Below are 20,567 nucleotides of genomic sequence, written 5' to 3' on the forward strand. Positions count from 1 at the left end.
TTAAAATAAAGTGGAAAAGTTAGCTGTTAATATATCTCTAAATGCAATAAACAACCCAGCAAAACCAATAACAATCAGCCCAGCACCTACAACATATTCAACAACCGTAAGTCCGGATTCATCATCAATAAAATCTTTAATTTTTTCAAATTGATTAAACATATCTAAACCTCATAAATGCTGAGCTTGCTTATAATTAAACAAGCTCTAAACATTCGATAACCAATTATCATTCCTAACTACCGGATGAGAATATACTACCTAGCTCAGTAGTTAGTGTGCTACTGAAAGTAGTGAAGATACCAGTAAGTCCAGCAACCAATAGCCCTGCACCAACTACGTATTCAACTACTGTTAGCCCCTCTTCGTCTTTCATAAATGCTTTACAATTATTAATAAAGTTATTCATAATTTGGTCTCCTTCCAAATGCAACTTATGCCTAAGTGCCTATTAAACTTAGGTACAACTTTCAAGAGTCGTTAGGACTTTCTTATCTTCTTCTTGCACTTTCTTGTCACTCTTCTAATCTATAAATATACAAGGATGTAATCTTAAAGTTTATTAAACACGAGCGTGATTTATGGAAGCCACACATATTGGTCACTGGATTGGTGCACCCCTCAACAGCTTAATGATAGAAATATCATCTGAAATATCAGATAGATTCAATATTATTGAGCATGGAAAAGATATTTCTATTCTTAGCGACAGTGAGGTGAGTTTTTGTTTTTTTTGTTATGACTACGGAAGTAATCAAGACCTTCTAAATTCAGCTTTAGTGATAAGTAATAATCTTGCTAAGAATCTAATAATTATAAATAAAAGTGATATTGAAAGAAGAACACCAAATCATCATTCTATATATGACAGTTACAACATAAATACTGAAGGGTTCGATAACTGGATAGATGAGTTAGCTTCAAAAGTGAAATTAAGCTTCTCTATGAATCACGAGTACTTAGAAAATAAGCATTTAGAGCCACTTATTCTAAAAAAGAGTGTGAATAAAGAACTTATCAATACATTGCGATATATCGAGAATAACCTTTCTGACACTATTCGAGAGGAAGATATTGCGGAGAAGTGCCACTATTCTGTCACCTATTTCTCTAAAATATTTCATAAATCTATCGGTATTAGCTTCCGTGATTACCTATGCAACAAAAGGATTAATCAAGCCAAGTCTATGTTAATAAGCGATCGCTCCTCAAAAGTTGCTTTTATTGCTTATCAATGCGGTTACAGCGATGTATCGTACTTTTCTCGAATCTTTAAAAAGAAGACAGGGATGACTCCTTGTGCTTTTAGACACGTTCACTAACTTGCTTACAAAATCTCGAACCAACCTACTCGCGTTCAAATCACACTTATACTGCTTATGTTTTAACTCTGTAAAAAGGCATGATAAAGTTAACAAGTATTTAACAAGAAAAATAAGCTATCATAAATCAATAAGCTATCATAAAAATAATAAGCTAGATTGCCAATAACACGGAGTTAGAGAATGATCCAACCTAACGAGTTAAGCAAACCAACCTGCGCTCTCCCGCCACCAAACGAAATGATCTTAAAATGGGCAGAGGAACGCCCAAATGAGGTTTACTTAAGACAGATAATTAATCGACAATTCGTTGAATTTACTTACCACGAGGTTGCCGATAAAGCACTTCGTCTTGCCAGTGCACTTGAAAACTTAGGTGCAAAGCCTGGTGATAGAGTCGCGCTGGTTTCAAAAAACTGTGCTGAATGGTTTATTTGCGATTTAGCCATGATGCTGGGCGACTTTGTCAGCGTACCAATTTTCCCTACAGCCGGCGCTGATACCATTGAATACTGTATTACACATAGTGAAAGCAAAATCGTTATCACTGGTAAGCTAGATGACCCAGCCGCTACTCAAAAAGTTTTAGATGACAACCCGAGCTTAATCAGCATTTCATTACCTTATGATACGGCTGCACAATGCACTCACACATTTGATGACCTCATCAGCCAAAACAGTCCAACAGAGAAACGCCCTGAACATTACGACGATAAACTCATGTCGCTCGTATATACTTCTGGCACCTCTGGTCTACCTAAAGGCGCAATGCTCACTTATGGTTCATTCTGTTGGTCTGTCCAAAGGTTAATTGATCATATTGGTATAGAGAAAAACGATCGACTCTTTTCCTATCTTCCACTTGCTCATATAACTGAACGTGTTTACATCTTTGGTTCATCCATTGTGGGTGGCGTACAAACAGCTTTCCCAGAGTCACTAGATACTTTTATCGATGATGTGAAAATGCAACGACCAACACTGTTTATCTCAGTGCCGCGTTTATGGACGCTATTTCAACAAAGAATCCAAGATAAACTCCCGCAGAAGAAGCTCAATTTCTTACTGAAGATTCCGTTTGTAAATGGAATCATTAAGAAAAAGCTCGCTGACGGTTTAGGGTTAGATCAAGCTCGCGTTTTAGGATGTGGGTCAGCTGCTGTACCACCAGCTTTACTTGAGTGGTATGAAAGCGTTGGTTTACACATTACTGAAGCTTGGGGAATGACCGAATCATTCGCTTATAGCACGCTCAACTACCCATTCAGAGCCGACAAAATTGGATCTGTAGGTAATGCTGGACCAGGAATAGAGCTAAAAATAGCTCCTGAAGATGATGAAATTTTAGTCCGAGGTGAGGGGTTATTCTCTGGCTATTATAAGAATGATATTGCGACACAAGAAGCCTTTAACGCTGAAGGATGGCTTCATACGGGTGACATTGGTTCACTTGATAGTGAAGGCTACTTAACCATTAGAGGTCGTAAGAAAGATACCTTTAAAACCGCTAAAGGGAAATTTGTTGCTCCCGTACCGATTGAGAATAAGCTATTTGAATACAGCCGTGTTGAAATGATGTGTTTAATTGGTTTAGGTCTTCCAGGTCCTATTTTACTTGTCGTCCCTCATGACTTTCCGAATTTTGATAAAGACCGCTATGAGAGAACCACTAAACGCGTAATCGAAAAAATGAATGCGCAATTAGCCTCTCATGAAAAAATTAAAGGCGTCTTAATGATAAAAGACCCATGGAGTATTGAGAACGGTGTTCTTACTCCTACATTAAAAATTAAACGACATGTCCTTGAGCAAAAATACCATGAAATTGGGCACAACTGGCCGAGTGATAAATTGGTTGTTTGGGAAGAATAAAGTTCAGAGTAACCCTATCACCTGAATACAATCCTTCTAATAAAAACAGAAAGGGAGCCTAAAGCTCCCTTTTTTTAATACACTAATTTGTAACATCCAACGCTTCTCCTTTCATAAGCACTAGTCCCAAAATAGTCTTGACGATTCTTTGTTCGCCTCAAGCTTAGTCACTCCAATATCTTCCAGTAAGTAATCGGGTAATTCTGAAAGAGCTTTGCGAGTCCTTGAATTCTGTCTCCATTTTAAAAAGTAAGTATAGAATTTCTTAACCAAAGTTGCAGAGAAAGGTTGTAATAAATCTGCGTTTCTTTTCGTTGTCATTTCCATGGTCCAAATACCTCTTGTCGATTCTCTTTTCGTGATTAATAATCGAACAAGTTCGTATTTCTAACAAACGATTAATATCGCCATACAGTTAAGGTATTCTAATGTGAAAGATAAAATGCCCCCGCTACAAGGCTTGTACTACTTCTATAAGGCAGCTCAATTTGGAAGCTTTAAACTCGCAGCCGAAAACTTATTTGTCACGTCAGCAGCCGTAAGCCAACAAATTCGTGTACTGGAAGAATTCTTAGGCACTTCCTTATTTATCAGACAGCACCGAAAAGTTGTGCTCACTTCTGAAGGGCAGATCTTGTTTACACAAGCCAAAAAAGGCTTTGCTCATATTCAAGATGGTGTCAGACAAATTAATCAGGACCCCGATCCAAATCGGTTATCTATTTCGACTTTGCCATCTTTTGCTCAAAACTGGCTAGTACCAAGAGTCAATCAATTCAGAGAAACATTCCCTAGCTTATCTTTGCTGATAGAGCCAACAAACAGGCTAGTCACTTTTGAAGACTCGTCTGTCGATTTATGTATCCGTTACGGGCAAGGAAAGTACCCTAATTTAGAGTCAACTCTCTTGATGGAAGAAATTATCTACCCTGTTTGTCATCCTATTTATCAAGAAAAGCACAAGATCTATGATATTGAAGACCTCTCAAGGGCAGAACTAATTGAAGACTCATGGCCAGATATGGATTGGGAGCACTGGCTAACAACCTTCAGCAAAGTAGGTAAGCAATCCAGTATTAAGTATGACGGTTCACATTTTGTACTAGAAGGCGCTTTGTCTGTACAAGGAGTAGCACTGGTCAAACACAGTTTAGCTCGGCGATATATTGAAGAAGGCAAGCTGGTCCGAATCGGAAATAAAGCAATGAAACCCAAATATAAGTACTTCTTATGTGCACCAAAGGGCTATTTTAAGCGAAAGAAAGTTCAAGATTTCCAATTGTGGATTAATGAACAAGTTAAAGAATTTCAAAATCAAAATCTTAATGACTTAGAAATTATAGACTCCGACTACACCTTAAAATGGGAACAAGAGAAGTAAACTAGCTGCTATAATGCGCTGATAATTACAGATGAGATAGAATAATGGCACAAGCGAACAACCCACTGCATGGCATCACTTTAGAGAAACTACTAACTGAGCTCGTGGAGCATTATGGCTGGGAAGAATTAAGCTATATGGTCAACATAAACTGTTTCAAGAAAGATCCAAGCGTTAAATCTAGTTTGAAGTTTTTAAGAAAAACAGACTGGGCACGTACTAAAGTAGAAAATATCTACGTGCAGTTAAAGCAAAGCTAGCTTTCGCTAAACAGCTAAACAGCTAAACAGCTAAACAGCTAAACAGCTAAACAGCTAAACAGCTAAACACAGTGTTACTAATAAACAAAAGCCCCGCTAGTTAAACTAGCGGGGCTTTTTAAGTTATTTCAGATAAGGGCTAATTACTTAGCTTCTTTTTCTGCTTTAACTTTTGCAATCACTTCGTCAGCAACGTTAGTTGGACATGGTGAGTATTGTGCGAATTCCATAGAGAATTGGCCACGACCAGAAGTGATAGTACGTAGGTGACCGATGTAGCCGAACATCTCAGAAAGAGGTACGTCAGCTTTAATACGAACACCAGTAACACCAGCTTGTTGATCTTTGATCATGCCACGACGACGGTTAAGGTCACCGATAACATCACCAACGTGATCGTCTGGAGTGAACACGTCAACGTTCATGATAGGCTCAAGAAGTTGCGCGCCAGCTTTAGGCATAGATTGACGGAATGCGCCTTTCGCTGCGATTTCAAATGCGATAGCAGATGAATCGACTGCGTGGAAACCACCATCGTAAAGTTCAACTTCAACGTCTAGCGTAGGGAAGCCAGCTAGTACGCCGTTATCCATCATGCCAGCAAAGCCTTTCTCAACTGCAGGCCAGAATTCTTTAGGAACGTTACCGCCCACAACTACAGAATTGAACTTGAAGCCTGAACCAGCTTCGCCTGGTTTGATACGGTAATCGATCTTACCGAATTGACCAGAACCACCAGATTGCTTCTTGTGCGTGTAGCTATCTTCAATTGCTTGAGTGATAGTTTCACGGTAAGCAACTTGAGGAGCACCTACAGTTAGGTCAACGCCGTATGTACGCTTAAGGATATCTACCTTGATGTCTAGGTGAAGCTCACCCATACCTTTCAGGATAGTTTCGCCAGTTTCTTCGTCAGTCTCAACTTGGAAAGATGGATCTTCTGCAACCATTTTACCGATCGCGATACCCATTTTCTCAGAACCGCCTTTATCTTTTGGAGATACAGCGATAGAGATTACTGGAGTTGGGAAAACCATTGGCTCAAGCGTTACTTGATCTTTTGGATCACATAGAGTGTGACCAGTTTGCACGTTCTTCATACCAACGATCGCAATGATGTCACCAGCTTGTGCGCTAGTTAATTCGTTACGGTCATCAGCTTGCATCTCAACCATACGGCCAACACGCTCAGTTTTACCTGTGAATGAGTTAAGAATCGTGTCACCTTTGTTCAATTTACCAGAGTAAATACGAACGAAAGTTAGAGCACCAAAACGGTCATCCATGATTTTGAATGCAAGCGCTTTGAAAGTTTCTTCTGTAGAAACGATAGCGTGTTCGCCAGTTTCTTCGCCAGCTTCGTCCATTAGAGGTTGAGGATCAACTTCAGTTGGAGAAGGTAGGTAATCTACAACAGCGTCAAGAACGATTTGTACGCCCTTGTTTTTGAATGCAGAACCACAGAAAGTTGGGAAGAACGCTAGGTCACGAGTACCTTTACGGATACAACGCTTGATGTCTTCGATAGAAGGCTCTTCACCTTCCATGTAAGCTTCCATTAGGTCATCGTCTTGCTCTACAGCAGTTTCGATTAGCTCTTCACGGTATTGCTCTACGTCATCTACCATGTCCGCAGGAACATCTAGGATTTCGTAGTTTTCAGGAAGACCAGTGTCATCCCAAACGTATGCTTTACGGCTTAGTAGGTCTACAACACCAACGAATTCGTCTTCACGACCAATTGGTAGAACCATAACTAGTGGGTTTGCGCCTAGAACGTTTTTAACTTGGTCAACAACGTTGTAGAAATCAGCACCCATACGGTCTAGTTTGTTAACGAAGATCAGACGAGATACTTCTGATTCGTTAGCGTAACGCCAGTTAGTTTCTGATTGTGGTTCAACACCACCAGAACCACAGAATACACCGATACCGCCATCAAGTACTTTAAGAGAACGGTATACTTCAACTGTGAAGTCAACGTGTCCAGGAGTATCGATAACGTTTAGACGGTGACCGTTCCAGAAACAGCTTACAGCTGCTGATTGGATAGTAATTCCGCGCTCAGCTTCCTGTTCCATGAAGTCAGTCGTTGATTCGCCATCATGTACTTCACCAGTCTTGTGGATTTGACCAGTTAGCTTAAGGATACGCTCAGTGGTAGTAGTTTTACCCGCATCAACGTGCGCGAAAATACCAATGTTTCTGTATTTCGATAAATCTGCCATTGTCTTACTCTGTTAATAGGATATAAAATGCGCGCAGAGTATATCACAATCTGTGAAGACTGATAGCTTTGCATGCATTTGAGATTGAAAAACTTCACCTTTTCAGAATAAAATGAAAAGGTGACTCAATTAAAACAATCTAAGCGATTGTTTATTAAAAGGTTAGAATCATTAAATGTTATTTAATAACCCTAAGCTGATTACTGACCTATAGATTAGCTGAAGTAAAATTGATTACAACTCATCAAAGGCATTAATTGCTTCCGAAAGCTTTTTAACCCCATGGATTTGCATTCCAGGAATCCCACCTTTGGGCATATTTGCCGCAGGTACAATCGCCTTAGTAAACCCATGCTTAAACGCTTCATTTAAACGTTCTTGTCCACTTGGTACAGGGCGAATTTCACCGGCTAAACCAACTTCACCAAATACAACCACATCTTTTGGTAGCGCGCGGTCTCTAAAGCTCGATAAAAGCGCCATCACTAATGCTAGGTCAGCACTGGTTTCGGTTACTTTAACGCCCCCGACTACATTGACAAATACATCTTGGTCAGCCATCTGCAAACCACCGTGTTTATGTAATACTGCCAGCAGGAGTGATAAGCGATTCTGTTCAAGACCAACCGCGACACGACGCGGGTTAGCCAGTTGTGAGTAATCCACCAAGGCTTGAATTTCGACAAGTAAAGGTCGAGTGCCCTCCCAGACAACCATAACCGAGCTGCCTGACGTTTCCTCTTCACCGCGAGACAAGAATATAGCTGAAGGGTTACTTACCTCCTTCAAACCTTGCTCTGTCATTGCAAAAACGCCTAGTTCATTCACAGCACCAAAACGGTTTTTATGACTTCGAAGTGTTCTAAACCGGCTATCCGTTCCACCATCTAGCAAAACCGAACAGTCGATAATATGTTCCAGAACTTTAGGTCCTGCCAATGTGCCGTCTTTAGTTACATGACCTACTAAGAATACCGCAACATTATTTTGCTTGGCATAACGAGTCAAAGCCGTCGCCGATTCTCGAACTTGAGCAACACTACCCGGTGAGGATTGCACATCCGCCACATGCATAACTTGAATCGAATCGATCACCATTATTTTGGGTTGTTCTTTCTCTGCAACTTGGCAAATTTTGTCGACATTGGTCTCAGACAGCATCTTCAAATGATCTTTAGGCAAACCCAAGCGAGAAGCTCGCATGGCGACTTGCTGTAATGATTCTTCACCCGTGACATATAAGGTTGGTATCTGCGAAGACAACAAACACATTGTTTGTAACAGCAGTGTCGACTTACCGGCACCAGGGTTACCACCAATCAAAATCGCTGCACCCGGAACAACACCACCACCAAGCACACGATCGAGCTCTTTAAAGCCACTACTAAAGCGTGGGACTTCTTGAAGGTTAATTTCAGAAAGAGTCTGAACGGCTGATTCCGTCGCTCCACCTGCATAACCAGATAACCTTTCATTTCTCGCAACTTGTGGCGACGCAGCTAACCTGACTTCCGTTATTGTGTTCCATGCCCCACATGCATTGCACTGACCTTGCCAACGCGGAAAGTCTGCGCCACAGTCGTTACATACATATGCTCGTTTCGCTTTAGCCATATGACCTCAATTGTTATACAACATAATTAAAGTTGTACTAAGTAACCTAAAATTTAAAACTCTGTGACTCAGTTGACCGTACGCATGAAAATAAAAGTTGCAGTAAGCTTACTTATACTTAAAGATCGAAGGTAACTAGTCGATAACATAAATGCCCAGACCATTTTAACAATAAAAGTATGCAGCAATCTGAAATTCTATCTTTAGCTGAGCGGCTTATCTCCGCTTACCATGCCAGTGACTTTGATTACCTTCTTGCACAAATGACAGAAGGGGAATCCCCGTCGCTCAAATTACTCGTTAAGATGGAATTGAATCGTATCATGGCTCCGTGTACTAAGAGCATTGATTTACGAGGTCGAGTCGATACAGAGTGCCATCAATACGTTTTAGATGGTCGTAAGCACTGGTTAGATGATATTGCATTTAACGCGTATCAAAAAGGCACAATAAAATTCAAAGGTTATACTGAAGGTGTATGGGAGAATCTAATCAACTCTCGAAACACCTTCCGAACAAATAATGTCAATAAACCACCAGCTGAAACCAAAGAACTTACCAGCGCCAGTAGCCCTTACGAAGCGGAACCGATCAACCTAGGTTACGATCTTAAACGCAAAGAAAACCGACTTCGACTTCATTCTCAAGTCGAAGTCAAAGCTTCTAAGGGGCAAGTATTACAAGCCGTTACTGTCGATATTTCTCCGTCAGGGGCTAAGTTCAAAGTCCCGAGCGCATTCAAATATAACTTAGGCGAAGTCATTGCCGTTTCATTTACTGAATTGGCAGAAAAATCATCATTAACTGATGTGAGTGACGCTGTTGAATTTAGAGTCTTAGGTATAGACGACTCTTACGAAAACAATGCTGTTAAGTATCTCAGAACCATCCGCCTCACAGATACTAATATCATGAGTCAATTGATTGATGAGGCTCTGCACAGCACAAGTAAAAAAACACAGCATGAGAACCAAGACAAAATAATACGAGCTCGCTCTCGAGGCTTTGAACATACCTTTTTAAAGCACACTTGTAATTTGCCACTCTTTTTTAAAGAAGATGAACTCAAGCTCGCCTTACTAACAGATAACAACCACCCGTTGTGGCAGTATTGGCATGATGAGCGCAACCAGCATGCTCTCGGCACTTTGTTTAACGAACAGAGAATGAAACAGCTAGCTAAGCCTGGTGTTAAAGGCACGAGCACTGTTATTTATTCTTTTACTCATGTTCACCAAGATAAAACATTATTTTATTCAATGATGCTCCCTGAAGCCTCAAGAGAACAAAGACAATTATTTTGGCATGTCGGTGCCAAGCGCAAGAGTTGGAAAGCTTTCAAATTTTCTGTATTCGAGTTGTCAAAAGAAGAACGACAAGCGTTAGCCTCTCACTCCGACAGCTTAGCTCAAAGCTCTGATGGATTAACGCACTGTGGTATTTTGCAGGAGATTGGCGATGAAGAAAGCGCTCAGGATTACTTACTTTCTGAAAAACCAAGAATTGCTAGTAGTGAGCTGAATCGCTTCCGTCACCCTCGAAAAGTGATAGGAAATATTCAAAGTATTTACTTTGATTCCCAGTCGCGTCGTAAAGAACCAAGATACCAATTCAAATCGCCACTGCAAATAACTAGCCCTAATGATGCGTCTGCAAATGGTTCTACCGTTGACCTTTCAAAGCGCGGGTTAAGTTTGGCGCTAGAGCAACCTCTAGTATTGAAGATTGACGATTTAATTTCTGTTAATTTCAGCGAACTTCAACTTTATGACAAAAAGCTACCTTTAAGCTCAGTCCCCTATCGCGTCATTCGAGTGAGCCCCAATGGAAAAAATGTACAGCTGGTTATTGAAGAAAACAGTAAAACAGTACGCACTATTGGTTTCTTAAATGGTTTGATAGAACAAAACCAAGATAAGCTGATGAAGAAAAAGGAACTGCTTCCAACTAACGCTTTATTGGAATCTTTACACAATATTCTTTTAAGCAAAATAGTCAGCAACCCGATTTTTATTGATAAACCAAGCTCTACATTGAGAACCAAAGTCATTGGGGTCAACTTCCCATTGCCGAATCACTTAATGTTATTAGCAAAGCTTGGGCATGAGCAACATTTCTCTTTAGAACCTATCTTTAAAGGACATTCGAACTCATTACTTGCTGAACCTCTCAGAAAAATTGAAGGGGCAGAGCCACAGCACCACGACGTGTATATTGCCGCCATAAAATTTGCAGGGAAGATTCAATCCGTTCATTCTAAGCTAACGAAAGATTTCACATCGGTTAAAGAACGTATTCTCTTCATCAAGAAAGCACAGCAAATGGGTGAAATTTATGTGCTCCGAGTATCAACTGCACCAATTTTCAACCCGTTAAGTAGCCTATTTCAGACGGACTTAGAAGAGTTAGCCAAAGTCAGCATGCATCAAGCACGTAAACTTGAAAAGGAAGTCACAGCATTTGTTGGGTATGGTGAAGCTGAAGATATTACTGAAGAAGTGCTTATCCGCTTAGAGTTAACAACCTGATACAGATAAAGATAAAGATAAAGATGTACATTAGAAATAAAAAAGCAGGCGTTATGCCTGCTTTTCTCTTTTTAGTTAAGAATGTAAACGTAATAGAAACTGAAATTCGCTACGGTTTTACTTTCCAGCTGATTTTTTGCTGCTTAGCTAAAACTCCAGATAAAATACACAGTACACCACCCAACCCAGAATAACGGACAGCAGTTTGAGCCTGCTCCTCAACTTTAGGTTTGGCATGATATGCGATCCCCAAACCAGCTGCTCCCATCATCACCAGATCATTAGCACCATCGCCAACTGCGACTGTGTTATGGATTTCGATTTCATGTTCTTCCGCTAGTTCAACCAAAATGTCTGCTTTGGTTTGTGCTGACACAACATCACCAAGCACTTCACCCGTCAGTTTTCCATTCACAATATCTAAGGTGTTTGACTGAGCATGATCGAGATCTAACGTATCTTTTAAGTAATCTGAGAAATAAGTAAAGCCACCGGAAGCAATTGCAGTCTTCCAACCAAGCGCCTTCAGCGTATTCACAAGTTCAGCTAGATCAGGCATGAATGGTAATGTCTTACGAACCTGCTCTAGAATCTCTTGGTCTGCACCTTTTAATGCACCAACACGCTGACGTAAACTTTGCTCAAAGTCGAGCTCACCTTGCATTGCTCGCTCCGTAATATCCGAGACTAATGTGCCCACACCGGCTAACTTTGCGATTTCGTCAATACATTCGATCTGGATAGCGGTTGAGTCCATATCCATCACAATCAGACCCGGCTTAGACAAGTCAGGTACTTCACTCAAGTTTGCGTAATCAAGTTTTAGTGCTTGTAAGATTTCTTCATGCGCAGGAGTCAAATTCCCGGACATTAAGGCGACTTCGTATTGCCCCACTTTCCAAGTATCTAAAATCGTGTTGTAAAAACCCGTGAAGAAATCAATATCATCAAAATACTGAGGAGATAAGTACTCGGCAAACACGATCCAATTGGCTTTCGATTTAGACAATTGCGATGAAAAACGAGTTTCAGGCAACCGAGTGATAAGTGTTGTATGCCTTTTAATTGGCAAATATTTGTGAGCGTCCATGTATGTAATTCCTAAATAACCTAGCTAGACGTTAACCTATTGCAATTTAAAAACGCAAGTCTCAATATGTCTAAATATAAAATTTGTTTACTCTAGGTTTATCTAAACATGAATGAATCACTTTTTTCATTGCGTAATGCTCTGCGTATTTTTGCCTTAATTTTGCTTAGTGTGATGTTTATTGTCACCATCAAAAATAGCGTCGTTATTAGTAAAGGCAACGAGAAAATTCAAAGTAAACAGTTAGAAACCCTAACCAAGGTTTTAATTTCTCAAGCCTCCTTATCAGCAAGCAAGATGATTGCTCAACAAGATCAAGAAAGGTTGCTACAGCTGACTAACCAGCTATCCCAAGATCGCTTGGTATTTGATGCCACTATTTACGACGCTGAAGGGATTCGTTTAGCATCCAGTGAACAAGCAAGCACTGTAAGAGAGATTCTAGGTTTAGATACGCCACTCGCAACGGCAAGCATTGGGCGACAACAACTTGTTGAGCCTATTTACTCAGCAGAAAATGCCATTATAGGTTTTGTTAGAGTGACCTTCGAAACCGGAAAGGTGACCTCGATTTCAGATCATCATTACCGTAGGATTGATCGTTACATGCTAGGAATGATTTTGATGGGGTTTATTAGTGGGATGCTTTTCATCTTAATCATCCGTAAAAAGAAAACAAAGCCTGGTGAAAACTTACTACTTAAGAATGTGGCTCAGTAAGAACACTAAATAAAGTGCCGTGCAATCAGTAGCTAGAAGCTAAGATTCAATATTCTGGCTCTAATTAGATTCCAGATAAAAAAAGCCCCCAAAACTCAGGCAGTTTTGAGGGCTTTTGTTTGTCCATTACAAATGTCTCATCTCTTTATGATAAAAAGATTAACACTCATAATTATTATGCGTCGCCAAGAAGAACTGAATCTAAAGCAATCAGCATCATTTCATTAAAAGTGGTTGCACGCTCATCTGATGTGGTTTGCTCACCCGTTTTAATGTGGTCTGAAACAGTACAGATCGTTAGTGCTTGAGCACCGTACTCAGCCGCAACACCGTAGATCCCAGCCGCTTCCATTTCAACGCCCACAATTCCGTACTTATCCATTACTTCGAACATTTCAGGATCTGGCGTATAAAACAGTTCAGCAGAGAACAAGTTACCGACTTTTACATCAATACCGCGAGCTTTTGCTGCTTCTTCTGCATTACGAACCATCTTGTAGTCAGCAATAGCGGCAAAGTCATGACCTTTGAAGCGAATGCGGTTCACTTTAGAATCGGTACATGCACCCATGCCAATCACAACATCACGAACTTTAATATCTTCATTTACAGCGCCACAACTGCCGACACGGATAACCTTTTTAACACCAAAGTCTTTAATAAGTTCAGTCACGTAGATTGAGCAAGATGGAATGCCCATACCGTGCCCCATTACTGAGATCTTACGACCTTTGTAAGTACCGGTATAACCAAACATGCTTCGAACATCACAAACTTGTACAACATCATCTAAAAAAGTCTCAGCGATGTACTTGGCGCGTAGCGGGTCACCTGGCATTAAAACAACGTCAGCGAATGCACCCATTTCTGCATTAATATGTGGAGTTGCCATTGAAAATATCCTTTATCTCAAACCAAAAAAGAAGAGAGAGGTCTCCCTCTCTCTTAGTTAACTATTATAAAAAGCTTGTACCGTGTCCCATCGCCGATGTGCCAAAGTATGTTGCTAAACTCTGACCAATATCTGCAAATGTATCGCGACGTCCTAAAGAGCCCGCAGGGATGTTCTTACCGTAAACAATCACTGGGATATGTTCACGTGTATGATCAGTTCCTGGCCATGTCGGATCACAACCGTGATCGGCAGTTAGGATAAGTACGTCATCTTGCTCCATCATATCAATGACTTCATTGATACGACCATCAAAGTACTCAAGCGCTGCAGCGTAGCCTGCAACATCACGGCGGTGACCGTAAGCTGAGTCGAAGTCTACAAAGTTAGTGAATACGATAGTGTTATCGCCCGCTTCTTTGATTGCTTCTTTTGTCGCTTCGAATAAAGCAGGAATACCTGTCGCTTTAGTTTTCTGAGTAATACCACAACCTGCATAGATATCAGAGATCTTGCCGATTGAGTGAACGTTACCACCCTTCTCATCAACAAGTTTCTGAAGAACAGTTGCCGCTGGAGGCTCAACAGAAAGGTCACGACGGTTACCAGTACGCTCAAATTGACCTTTACCAGGGCCAACGAACGGACGCGCGATAACACGACCAATGTTGTAATCTTCTAATTCTTCGCGAGCGATTTGACAAAGATCGAGCAAGTTTTGCAGACCGAATGTCTCTTCATGACAAGCAATTTGGAATACTGAATCCGCTGAAGTGTAGAAGATTGGTAAGCCCGTCTTCATGTGCTCTTCACCTAGATTGTCCAGGATTTCGGTACCTGATGAGTGGCAGTTACCTAAGAAATCAGACAAACCAGCACGCTCAAGGATGCGATCAGTTAGCTCTTTAGGGAAGCTGTTCTCTTTATCAGTGAAGTAACCCCAATCAAACAATACCGGTACACCAGCAATTTCCCAGTGACCAGATGGCGTGTCTTTACCAGAAGACAACTCTGCTGCATGACCGTATGCACCAATAATTTCAGCATTTGCATCCATACCAGGAGCAAAGCGACCTGTTGACTCTTTATGAGCCATAGCTAAGCCAAGCTTAGACAGGTTAGGTAATGTTAGCGGACCTTGACGATCAGCGTTATCTGCTAAGCCTTTATCACAGTGATCTGCGATATGACCCATAGTGTCAGAACCTACATCACCGAATGTATCTGCATCTGCAGTTTCGCCAATACCAAATGAATCTAAAACTAAAATAAATGCTCTTTTCATTGCTCTCTCCACCAGAGTAATTTATACGTCTTCAGAACGAATCTGACGGTAAACATCTGGAGTTGCTGTATATTCTCCGCCCACAGTGATTGCATTTTGTAATGCAGTCGCGGCTTCTTGCCACTGTTGTTCGTTGCGAGCATGAATCATTGCTAATGGCTTATCTTCACTTGCTACTTCGCCTAGGCGAATGAAGTTATCAAAACCAACAGCGTAATCAATACTGTCTGTTGCTACGCGGCGACCGCCACCCATACCAACAACAGCCATACCAATTGCACGCGTATCCATCGCAGATACGACACCGCTTTCTAACGCATACACTGGTTTAATAATTTCTGCTTTATCTAGGTAATTATCGTAGTTTTCTACGAAATCTGCTGGACCACCAAGCCCTGCAACCATCTTACCAAAGCACTCTGCAGCTTTACCGTTATCCAGTACAGCCATCAGTTTTTCGCGTGCTTCATCTGAATCTTTCGCGAGGTTACCCAGAACAAGCATTTCAGCACATGACGCTAGAGTGATCTCTAATAAACGTGGGTTACGGTATTCACCCGTTAGGAATTGAACCGCTTCACGTACTTCAACTGCATTACCTGCCGATGAAGCCAATACTTGGTTCATATCAGTTAGGATTGCCGTTGTTTTCGTACCAGCACCGTTTGCTACTGCAACGATAGACTTCGCAAGTTCTTCAGATGCTTCATACGTTGGCATGAATGCGCCTGAACCTACTTTTACATCCATGACTAGAGAATCAAGGCCAGCAGCCAATTTCTTAGATAGGATAGAAGCAGTGATTAGCGAGATGTTATCTACTGTTGCCGTGATATCACGAGTCGCGTAAACACGCTTATCAGCAGGTGCAAGATCGCCAGTTTGACCAATGATCGCAACACCAGCGTCTTTAGTAACTTGACCAAACACATCGTTTGTTGGGGTAATGTTGTAACCAGGAATTGATTCTAGCTTGTCTAGCGTACCGCCAGTGTGTCCTAGACCACGTCCAGAAATCATTGGAACGAAACCACCACATGCTGCCACCATAGGGCCAAGCATTAATGAAGTTACGTCACCCACACCACCAGTAGAGTGTTTATCAACGATTGGACCATCAAAGTTCATGTGGCTCCAATCAATAACCATACCTGAATCACGCATCGCACAAGTTAGTGCAATACGCTCTGGCATAGACATTTCATTGAAGAAAATAGCCATTGCGAATGCTGCAATTTGGCCTTCAGATACTTCATTCTTAGCAACGCCTTGAATGAAAAAGTTGATTTCTTCAGTAGTAAGAATTTCGTTGTCGCGTTTTTTACGGATAATTTCTTGAGGTAGATACATTAGTGCCTCCCAAACTCTGAGCGAGTATGGTTGTAGGATAAAGAGGTAATATGGAGTGACTTAACGCCACTCCATCAAACAGACTTAATTTTTTATACCCGAATGGGTAAATTAGTATGCTGCTGGATCCGCAGTTTTGTCTGTTACTTCTAATGTATTAAGTAGGTTAGTCAGAAGACTTGAAGCACCAAAACGGTAGTGCATGTTATCAGCCCATTCTGCGCCTAAAAGCTCGTCAGCCATTGCTAAGTATGCTTGTGCATCTTCAGCTGTACGAACGCCACCAGCAGGTTTGAAACCAACTGTTTTTGCTACACCCATGTCACGAATAACTTCAAGCATCATGCGTGCAAATTCAGGTGTTGCGTTTACTGGCACTTTACCAGTAGAAGTTTTAATAAAGTCAGCGCCTGCTTCAATACAGATTTGAGATGCTTTCTTGATTAGAGCTTCTTCTTTTAGCTCACCCGTTTCGATGATCACTTTAAGAGTGATGTCACCACAAGCAGCTTTACACTGTTTAACTAGGTTAAAGCCAACTTCTTCGTTACCAGCAATTAATGCGCGGTATGGGAAGACAACATCAACTTCATCTGCGCCGTACGCAACTGCTGCTTTTGTTTCTGCAACAGCAATATCGATGTCGTCATTACCGTGTGGGAAGTTAGTTACAGTAGCAATACGAACTTCTGGCGTACCTTGCTCACGTAGTGTCTTCTTAGCAATAGGAATAAAGCGAGGGTAGATACAGATTGCAGCTGTGTTGCCCACTGCAGTCTTCGCGTCATGACAAAGAGCGATCACTTTTTCATTCGTGTCGTCGTCATTCAACGTAGTTAGGTCCATAAGTTTAAGTGCACGTAGAGCTGCTGCTTTTAAATCGCTCATTTCTATCTCCGATCAATATATTCAAATAGTTAACTACTTCGCCCCCATCCAGTATAGATGGAGAATAAAAAAATGCTCAGTAGTCACCAATGAACGGACTTGGTTCCCTGAAGACTTGATAACACACTACTGCATTATCAATTGCTATCCTTGTCACCGCACAGTACCAGTTTGGTCTATGGCACAACAATTCAGTCATGTTGTGTCTAACATCTATAACTTGAGTCAAATCTAGCTAAGCTACATTTAACGAAAGCTAAGTATGGCTAAATTCCTAATCTAATAAAACCAATATCACTTATAGGGAGCAAATATTACGAATCATCAGTGTAAAGCCAAGAAGAGAATCCTATCTCTTAAGCTTATACATTATAGGCATCAGCCCAAAATTTGTAGTGCTCCTTAGAACGCAAACGGTTTGTATCTCAAAATAAATTAGAAAACTGCATTTACTCAATGAATATCTAAGATGAAAACTATCACTTTCCATTCAACAGAGATATTTGCTCGTTTCTAAAACAAAAAAGCCCCGTAGCAATTTCTTGCTACGGGGCGATATTATAATGGCGTCTATATATCGAGTTCTAACGAATTAGAAAGATAGGAAGAAGCCAGCAATAGTTGCTGCCATCAAGTTAGATAGAGTACCAGCAATAACCGCTTTAACACCCATACGCGCGATGTCGTGACGACGGTTTGGAGCAATACCACCTAGACCACCAAGAAGAATCGCAATTGAAGAAAGGTTTGCGAAACCACATAGTGCGAATGCGATGATAGCTTGAGTCTTCTCAGACATCACTTGACCAGTCGCTTCAACGATTTGAGCGTTCTCACCAACGTATGGTACGAAGTTTAAGTATGCAACGAATTCGTTAACAACTGTCTTCTGACCAATGAAAGAACCAGCGATAGTCGCTTCTTCCCATGGCACACCAATGATGAATGCTAGTGGAGCGAAGATGTAACCTAGAAGAAGTTCTAGAGTTAGGTTGTCCATACCGAACCAACCACCGATGCCACCTAGGATACCGTTGATAAGAGCGATTAGACCGATGAATGCTAGTAGCATTGCACCTACGTTAAGTGCTAGTTGAAGACCAACAGAAGCACCGCCAGCAGCTGCATCGATAACGTTAGCAGGCTTGTCGTCGCCACCGTCGATGTCAGAACCTAGGTTCTCATCAACTTCATCAGTTTCAGGCTTGATGATTTTAGCGAATAGTAGACCACCAGGTGCTGCCATGAATGACGCTGCAACTAGGTACTCTAGAGGAACACCCATAGATGCGTAACCCGCTAGTACACCACCAGCAACAGATGCTAAACCACCACACATTACTGCGAATAGTTCAGAGTTAGTCATTTTAGGAACAAATGGGCGAACAACTAGAGGAGCTTCCGTTTGACCAACGAAGATGTTTGCTGCTGCAGACATAGACTCGGCGCGAGAAGTACCTAGAGCTTTCTGAAGACCACCACCAAGAACCTTGATTACAACTTGCATCGCACCAATGTAGTAAAGTACAGAGATTAGAGCAGAGAAGAAGATTAGTGTAGGTAGAACTTGGAATGCAAAGATGAAACCGATACCGTCAACTGAGAAGTTAACTAGGCTACCAAATAGGAAGCCAGTACCATCTTTACCGTAGTCGATCACGTTTGCTACACCAGCAGAGAAACCTGCAAGTAGATCACGACCCCAAGGGATGTAAAGTACGAATGCACCAAGTGCGAATTGGATAGCGAAAGCGCCAGCCACTGTTCTGATATTAATTGCTTTGCGGTTATCGGATAGTAGTACTGCGATTGCGATCAGTGCAAACATTCCGACGAGGCTCATAAACAGGCTCATAGTTTATGACTTCCTTATTAGTTATTGATTGGCGTGTGACAAAATGGAGCTATAAAGCGGGAGCAATTATACTCATGCGACCACTAATAAAGTAATGCCGGCCTCACACTTTGGTATAAGATTCATGAATCATTCACACGCATCTGTGAGTCGGATCACAGGTGATGTGTAATTTAGGCAAACGATAAACAAAATATTCAGATTTTATTCACAGATATCGAATAGCAAATGGCTGTTTTGCCACATTCGCACTGCAACCGATTGCTTTGTTTCTTTTCTCAGCAAAGCCAGTTCATTCAATAAAACCTCTAAGTATTTCGAATGATTCAGCTGCCCTTGCAACCCATTAAAAGGCATATCCGGCGCATCCGTTTCTAGTACTAATGATTCAAGCGGAAGTTCTGAGATCGTAGTTCGTGTTTTTTTTGCTCTAGGATAAGTTATCGTTCCTCCTACACCAATGAAGAAACCGAGCTTTATCCACTCTAACGCTTGCTGTTTACTTCCAGAAAAACCATGAACCACTCCACCACCTTTAAACTTATTTTGCTTAATAAGTTGTATAAGGCGATTATGTGATTGTCTTTCATGGACTACTATAGGTAGCTTAAACTCAGTAGCTAAAGTCAATTGAGCAACAAAGAAATCCTCTTGTTTTTGCACATCGACACCAATCGCGAAATCTAAGCCACATTCACCTATTGCCACGCATTGTCCTGAACGTTGAATCAAAAAATCTCGCAGTGACTCTAATTGAGATGATGAGTAATCATCCAAAAAATAAGGGTGGAAACCAACGGCAAAGTACACGTTCCTATATTGCTTAGAAATAGCATGGAGACGAGCCCAATTAGCTTTTCCAATTGCAGGCACCATAAATTTAGTCACATGAGACTTCCCTGCATCAGCAAGATACTGCTCAACACCTTCACTAAAAACCTCAAAATCTAAATGGCAATGGGTATCAAACAAATGAGTCATGGTGCTTCCCGTTGGACCGCTTTGTATTAGTGGTTTCGTCATCAGCATTAATAGTGTCAGTTCGATGTGGAACACAACTGCGCTTGTTTTCTGGTGTTAAGCCAAGTTCTTCACACCACTTGTCATATCGCCTTACTAATGATTTTAACCAACTCAACATCGCAGCCTCTCACACATGTGTTTGTTCCCTGTAATTTCATAACTTCTAAATAAATGAAGTAAAAATCACCAAGATAATATTTCGAGTATAAAAAAACGCCTATTGCTGAACAATAGGCGTTTTATCAAACATACACATCGT

General features: G+C 41.2%; 19 protein-coding genes. 6 read left to right on the top strand and 13 right to left on the bottom strand.

Annotation, left to right across the window (positions count from 1 at the left end):
• Both OCU78_RS11270 and OCU78_RS11275 read right to left on the bottom strand, forming a co-directional pair.
• On the bottom strand, positions 1-162 hold the full coding sequence (locus OCU78_RS11270) for a Flp family type IVb pilin (protein ID WP_167494035.1): 162 nt from the start codon (positions 160-162) through the stop codon (positions 1-3).
• A gap of 73 nt (positions 163-235) precedes the next feature.
• A complete protein-coding gene (locus OCU78_RS11275; RefSeq protein ID WP_137373474.1) occupies positions 236-409 on the bottom strand; it encodes a Flp family type IVb pilin in 174 nt (57 codons plus the stop codon).
• Between the two features lie 172 nt (positions 410-581).
• On the opposite strand from OCU78_RS11275, the gene OCU78_RS11280 reads away from it, so the two are divergent.
• Positions 582-1,322, top strand: a complete 741-nt coding sequence (locus OCU78_RS11280; protein ID WP_137373473.1) for a helix-turn-helix domain-containing protein — start codon at positions 582-584, stop codon at positions 1,320-1,322.
• A gap of 183 nt (positions 1,323-1,505) precedes the next feature.
• Positions 1,506-3,194 (top strand): AMP-binding protein, encoded by a 1,689-nt coding sequence (locus OCU78_RS11285; RefSeq protein ID WP_137373472.1) that lies wholly within the window; start codon positions 1,506-1,508, stop codon positions 3,192-3,194.
• Positions 3,195-3,314: 120 nt separating this feature from the next.
• Here OCU78_RS11285 and OCU78_RS11290 read toward each other — a convergent pair whose 3' ends face one another.
• Positions 3,315-3,515, bottom strand: coding sequence for a DUF1127 domain-containing protein (locus OCU78_RS11290; RefSeq protein ID WP_240701737.1), 201 nt, complete (start codon positions 3,513-3,515; stop codon positions 3,315-3,317).
• 109 nt (positions 3,516-3,624) lie between these two features.
• On the opposite strand from OCU78_RS11290, the gene OCU78_RS11295 reads away from it, so the two are divergent.
• Together OCU78_RS11295 and OCU78_RS11300 are read left to right on the top strand one after the other, a co-directional pair.
• Positions 3,625-4,575, top strand: coding sequence for a LysR substrate-binding domain-containing protein (locus OCU78_RS11295; RefSeq protein WP_137373470.1), 951 nt, complete (start codon positions 3,625-3,627; stop codon positions 4,573-4,575).
• Positions 4,576-4,619: 44 nt separating this feature from the next.
• Positions 4,620-4,835, top strand: a complete 216-nt coding sequence (locus tag OCU78_RS11300; RefSeq protein ID WP_137373469.1) for a VF530 family protein — start codon at positions 4,620-4,622, stop codon at positions 4,833-4,835.
• A 143-nt stretch (positions 4,836-4,978) separates the two neighbouring features.
• Here OCU78_RS11300 and fusA read toward each other — a convergent pair whose 3' ends face one another.
• Both fusA and radA read right to left on the bottom strand, forming a co-directional pair.
• Positions 4,979-7,063: an elongation factor G gene (gene fusA, locus OCU78_RS11305; protein WP_137373468.1), complete on the bottom strand. Its 2,085-nt coding sequence runs from the start codon at positions 7,061-7,063 to the stop codon at positions 4,979-4,981.
• Between the two features lie 234 nt (positions 7,064-7,297).
• Positions 7,298-8,677 carry a DNA repair protein RadA gene (gene radA / locus OCU78_RS11310; RefSeq protein ID WP_137373467.1) on the bottom strand — a complete coding sequence of 460 codons (1,380 nt, stop codon included), beginning with the start codon at positions 8,675-8,677 and terminating at the stop codon, positions 7,298-7,300.
• Between the two features lie 179 nt (positions 8,678-8,856).
• Here radA and OCU78_RS11315 point away from each other — a divergent pair, with 179 nt between their 5' ends.
• A complete protein-coding gene (locus tag OCU78_RS11315; RefSeq protein WP_137373466.1) occupies positions 8,857-11,205 on the top strand; it encodes a PilZ domain-containing protein in 2,349 nt (782 codons plus the stop codon).
• A 109-nt stretch (positions 11,206-11,314) separates the two neighbouring features.
• Here OCU78_RS11315 and serB read toward each other — a convergent pair whose 3' ends face one another.
• On the bottom strand, positions 11,315-12,295 hold the full coding sequence (gene serB / locus OCU78_RS11320; protein ID WP_137373465.1) for a phosphoserine phosphatase: 981 nt from the start codon (positions 12,293-12,295) through the stop codon (positions 11,315-11,317).
• A gap of 108 nt (positions 12,296-12,403) precedes the next feature.
• Between serB and OCU78_RS11325 the strand changes: the two genes are divergently transcribed.
• A complete protein-coding gene (locus OCU78_RS11325; protein WP_137373464.1) occupies positions 12,404-13,015 on the top strand; it encodes a YtjB family periplasmic protein in 612 nt (203 codons plus the stop codon).
• Between the two features lie 175 nt (positions 13,016-13,190).
• Here the strand turns inward: OCU78_RS11325 and deoD are convergent, their stop codons facing one another.
• From deoD to OCU78_RS11360, 7 genes are all read right to left on the bottom strand, one after another.
• On the bottom strand, positions 13,191-13,907 hold the full coding sequence (deoD, locus tag OCU78_RS11330; protein ID WP_137373463.1) for a purine-nucleoside phosphorylase: 717 nt from the start codon (positions 13,905-13,907) through the stop codon (positions 13,191-13,193).
• A 64-nt stretch (positions 13,908-13,971) separates the two neighbouring features.
• Positions 13,972-15,192 (bottom strand): phosphopentomutase, encoded by a 1,221-nt coding sequence (locus OCU78_RS11335; RefSeq protein WP_137373462.1) that lies wholly within the window; start codon positions 15,190-15,192, stop codon positions 13,972-13,974.
• 21 nt (positions 15,193-15,213) lie between these two features.
• A complete protein-coding gene (gene deoA / locus OCU78_RS11340) occupies positions 15,214-16,542 on the bottom strand; it encodes a thymidine phosphorylase (RefSeq protein WP_137373461.1) in 1,329 nt (442 codons plus the stop codon).
• 111 nt (positions 16,543-16,653) lie between these two features.
• Positions 16,654-17,430 carry a deoxyribose-phosphate aldolase gene (gene deoC, locus OCU78_RS11345; RefSeq protein ID WP_137373460.1) on the bottom strand — a complete coding sequence of 259 codons (777 nt, stop codon included), beginning with the start codon at positions 17,428-17,430 and terminating at the stop codon, positions 16,654-16,656.
• Between the two features lie 592 nt (positions 17,431-18,022).
• Positions 18,023-19,285, bottom strand: a complete 1,263-nt coding sequence (locus OCU78_RS11350; protein WP_137373459.1) for a NupC/NupG family nucleoside CNT transporter — start codon at positions 19,283-19,285, stop codon at positions 18,023-18,025.
• A gap of 204 nt (positions 19,286-19,489) precedes the next feature.
• On the bottom strand, positions 19,490-20,308 hold the full coding sequence (locus OCU78_RS11355; protein ID WP_373367625.1) for a TatD family hydrolase: 819 nt from the start codon (positions 20,306-20,308) through the stop codon (positions 19,490-19,492).
• The gene (locus tag OCU78_RS11360) at positions 20,250-20,426 is read right to left on the bottom strand and encodes a DUF5363 family protein (protein WP_167494034.1); all 177 of its coding nucleotides are present in this window, start codon (positions 20,424-20,426) and stop codon (positions 20,250-20,252) included. The genes OCU78_RS11355 and OCU78_RS11360 overlap by 59 nt, the downstream gene beginning before the upstream one ends.
• Between the last annotated feature and the right edge of the window lie 141 nt (positions 20,427-20,567).

Origin of the sequence: Vibrio gallaecicus, from assembly GCF_024347495.1 — a bacterium.
Lineage (GTDB): Bacteria > Pseudomonadota > Gammaproteobacteria > Enterobacterales > Vibrionaceae > Vibrio > Vibrio gallaecicus.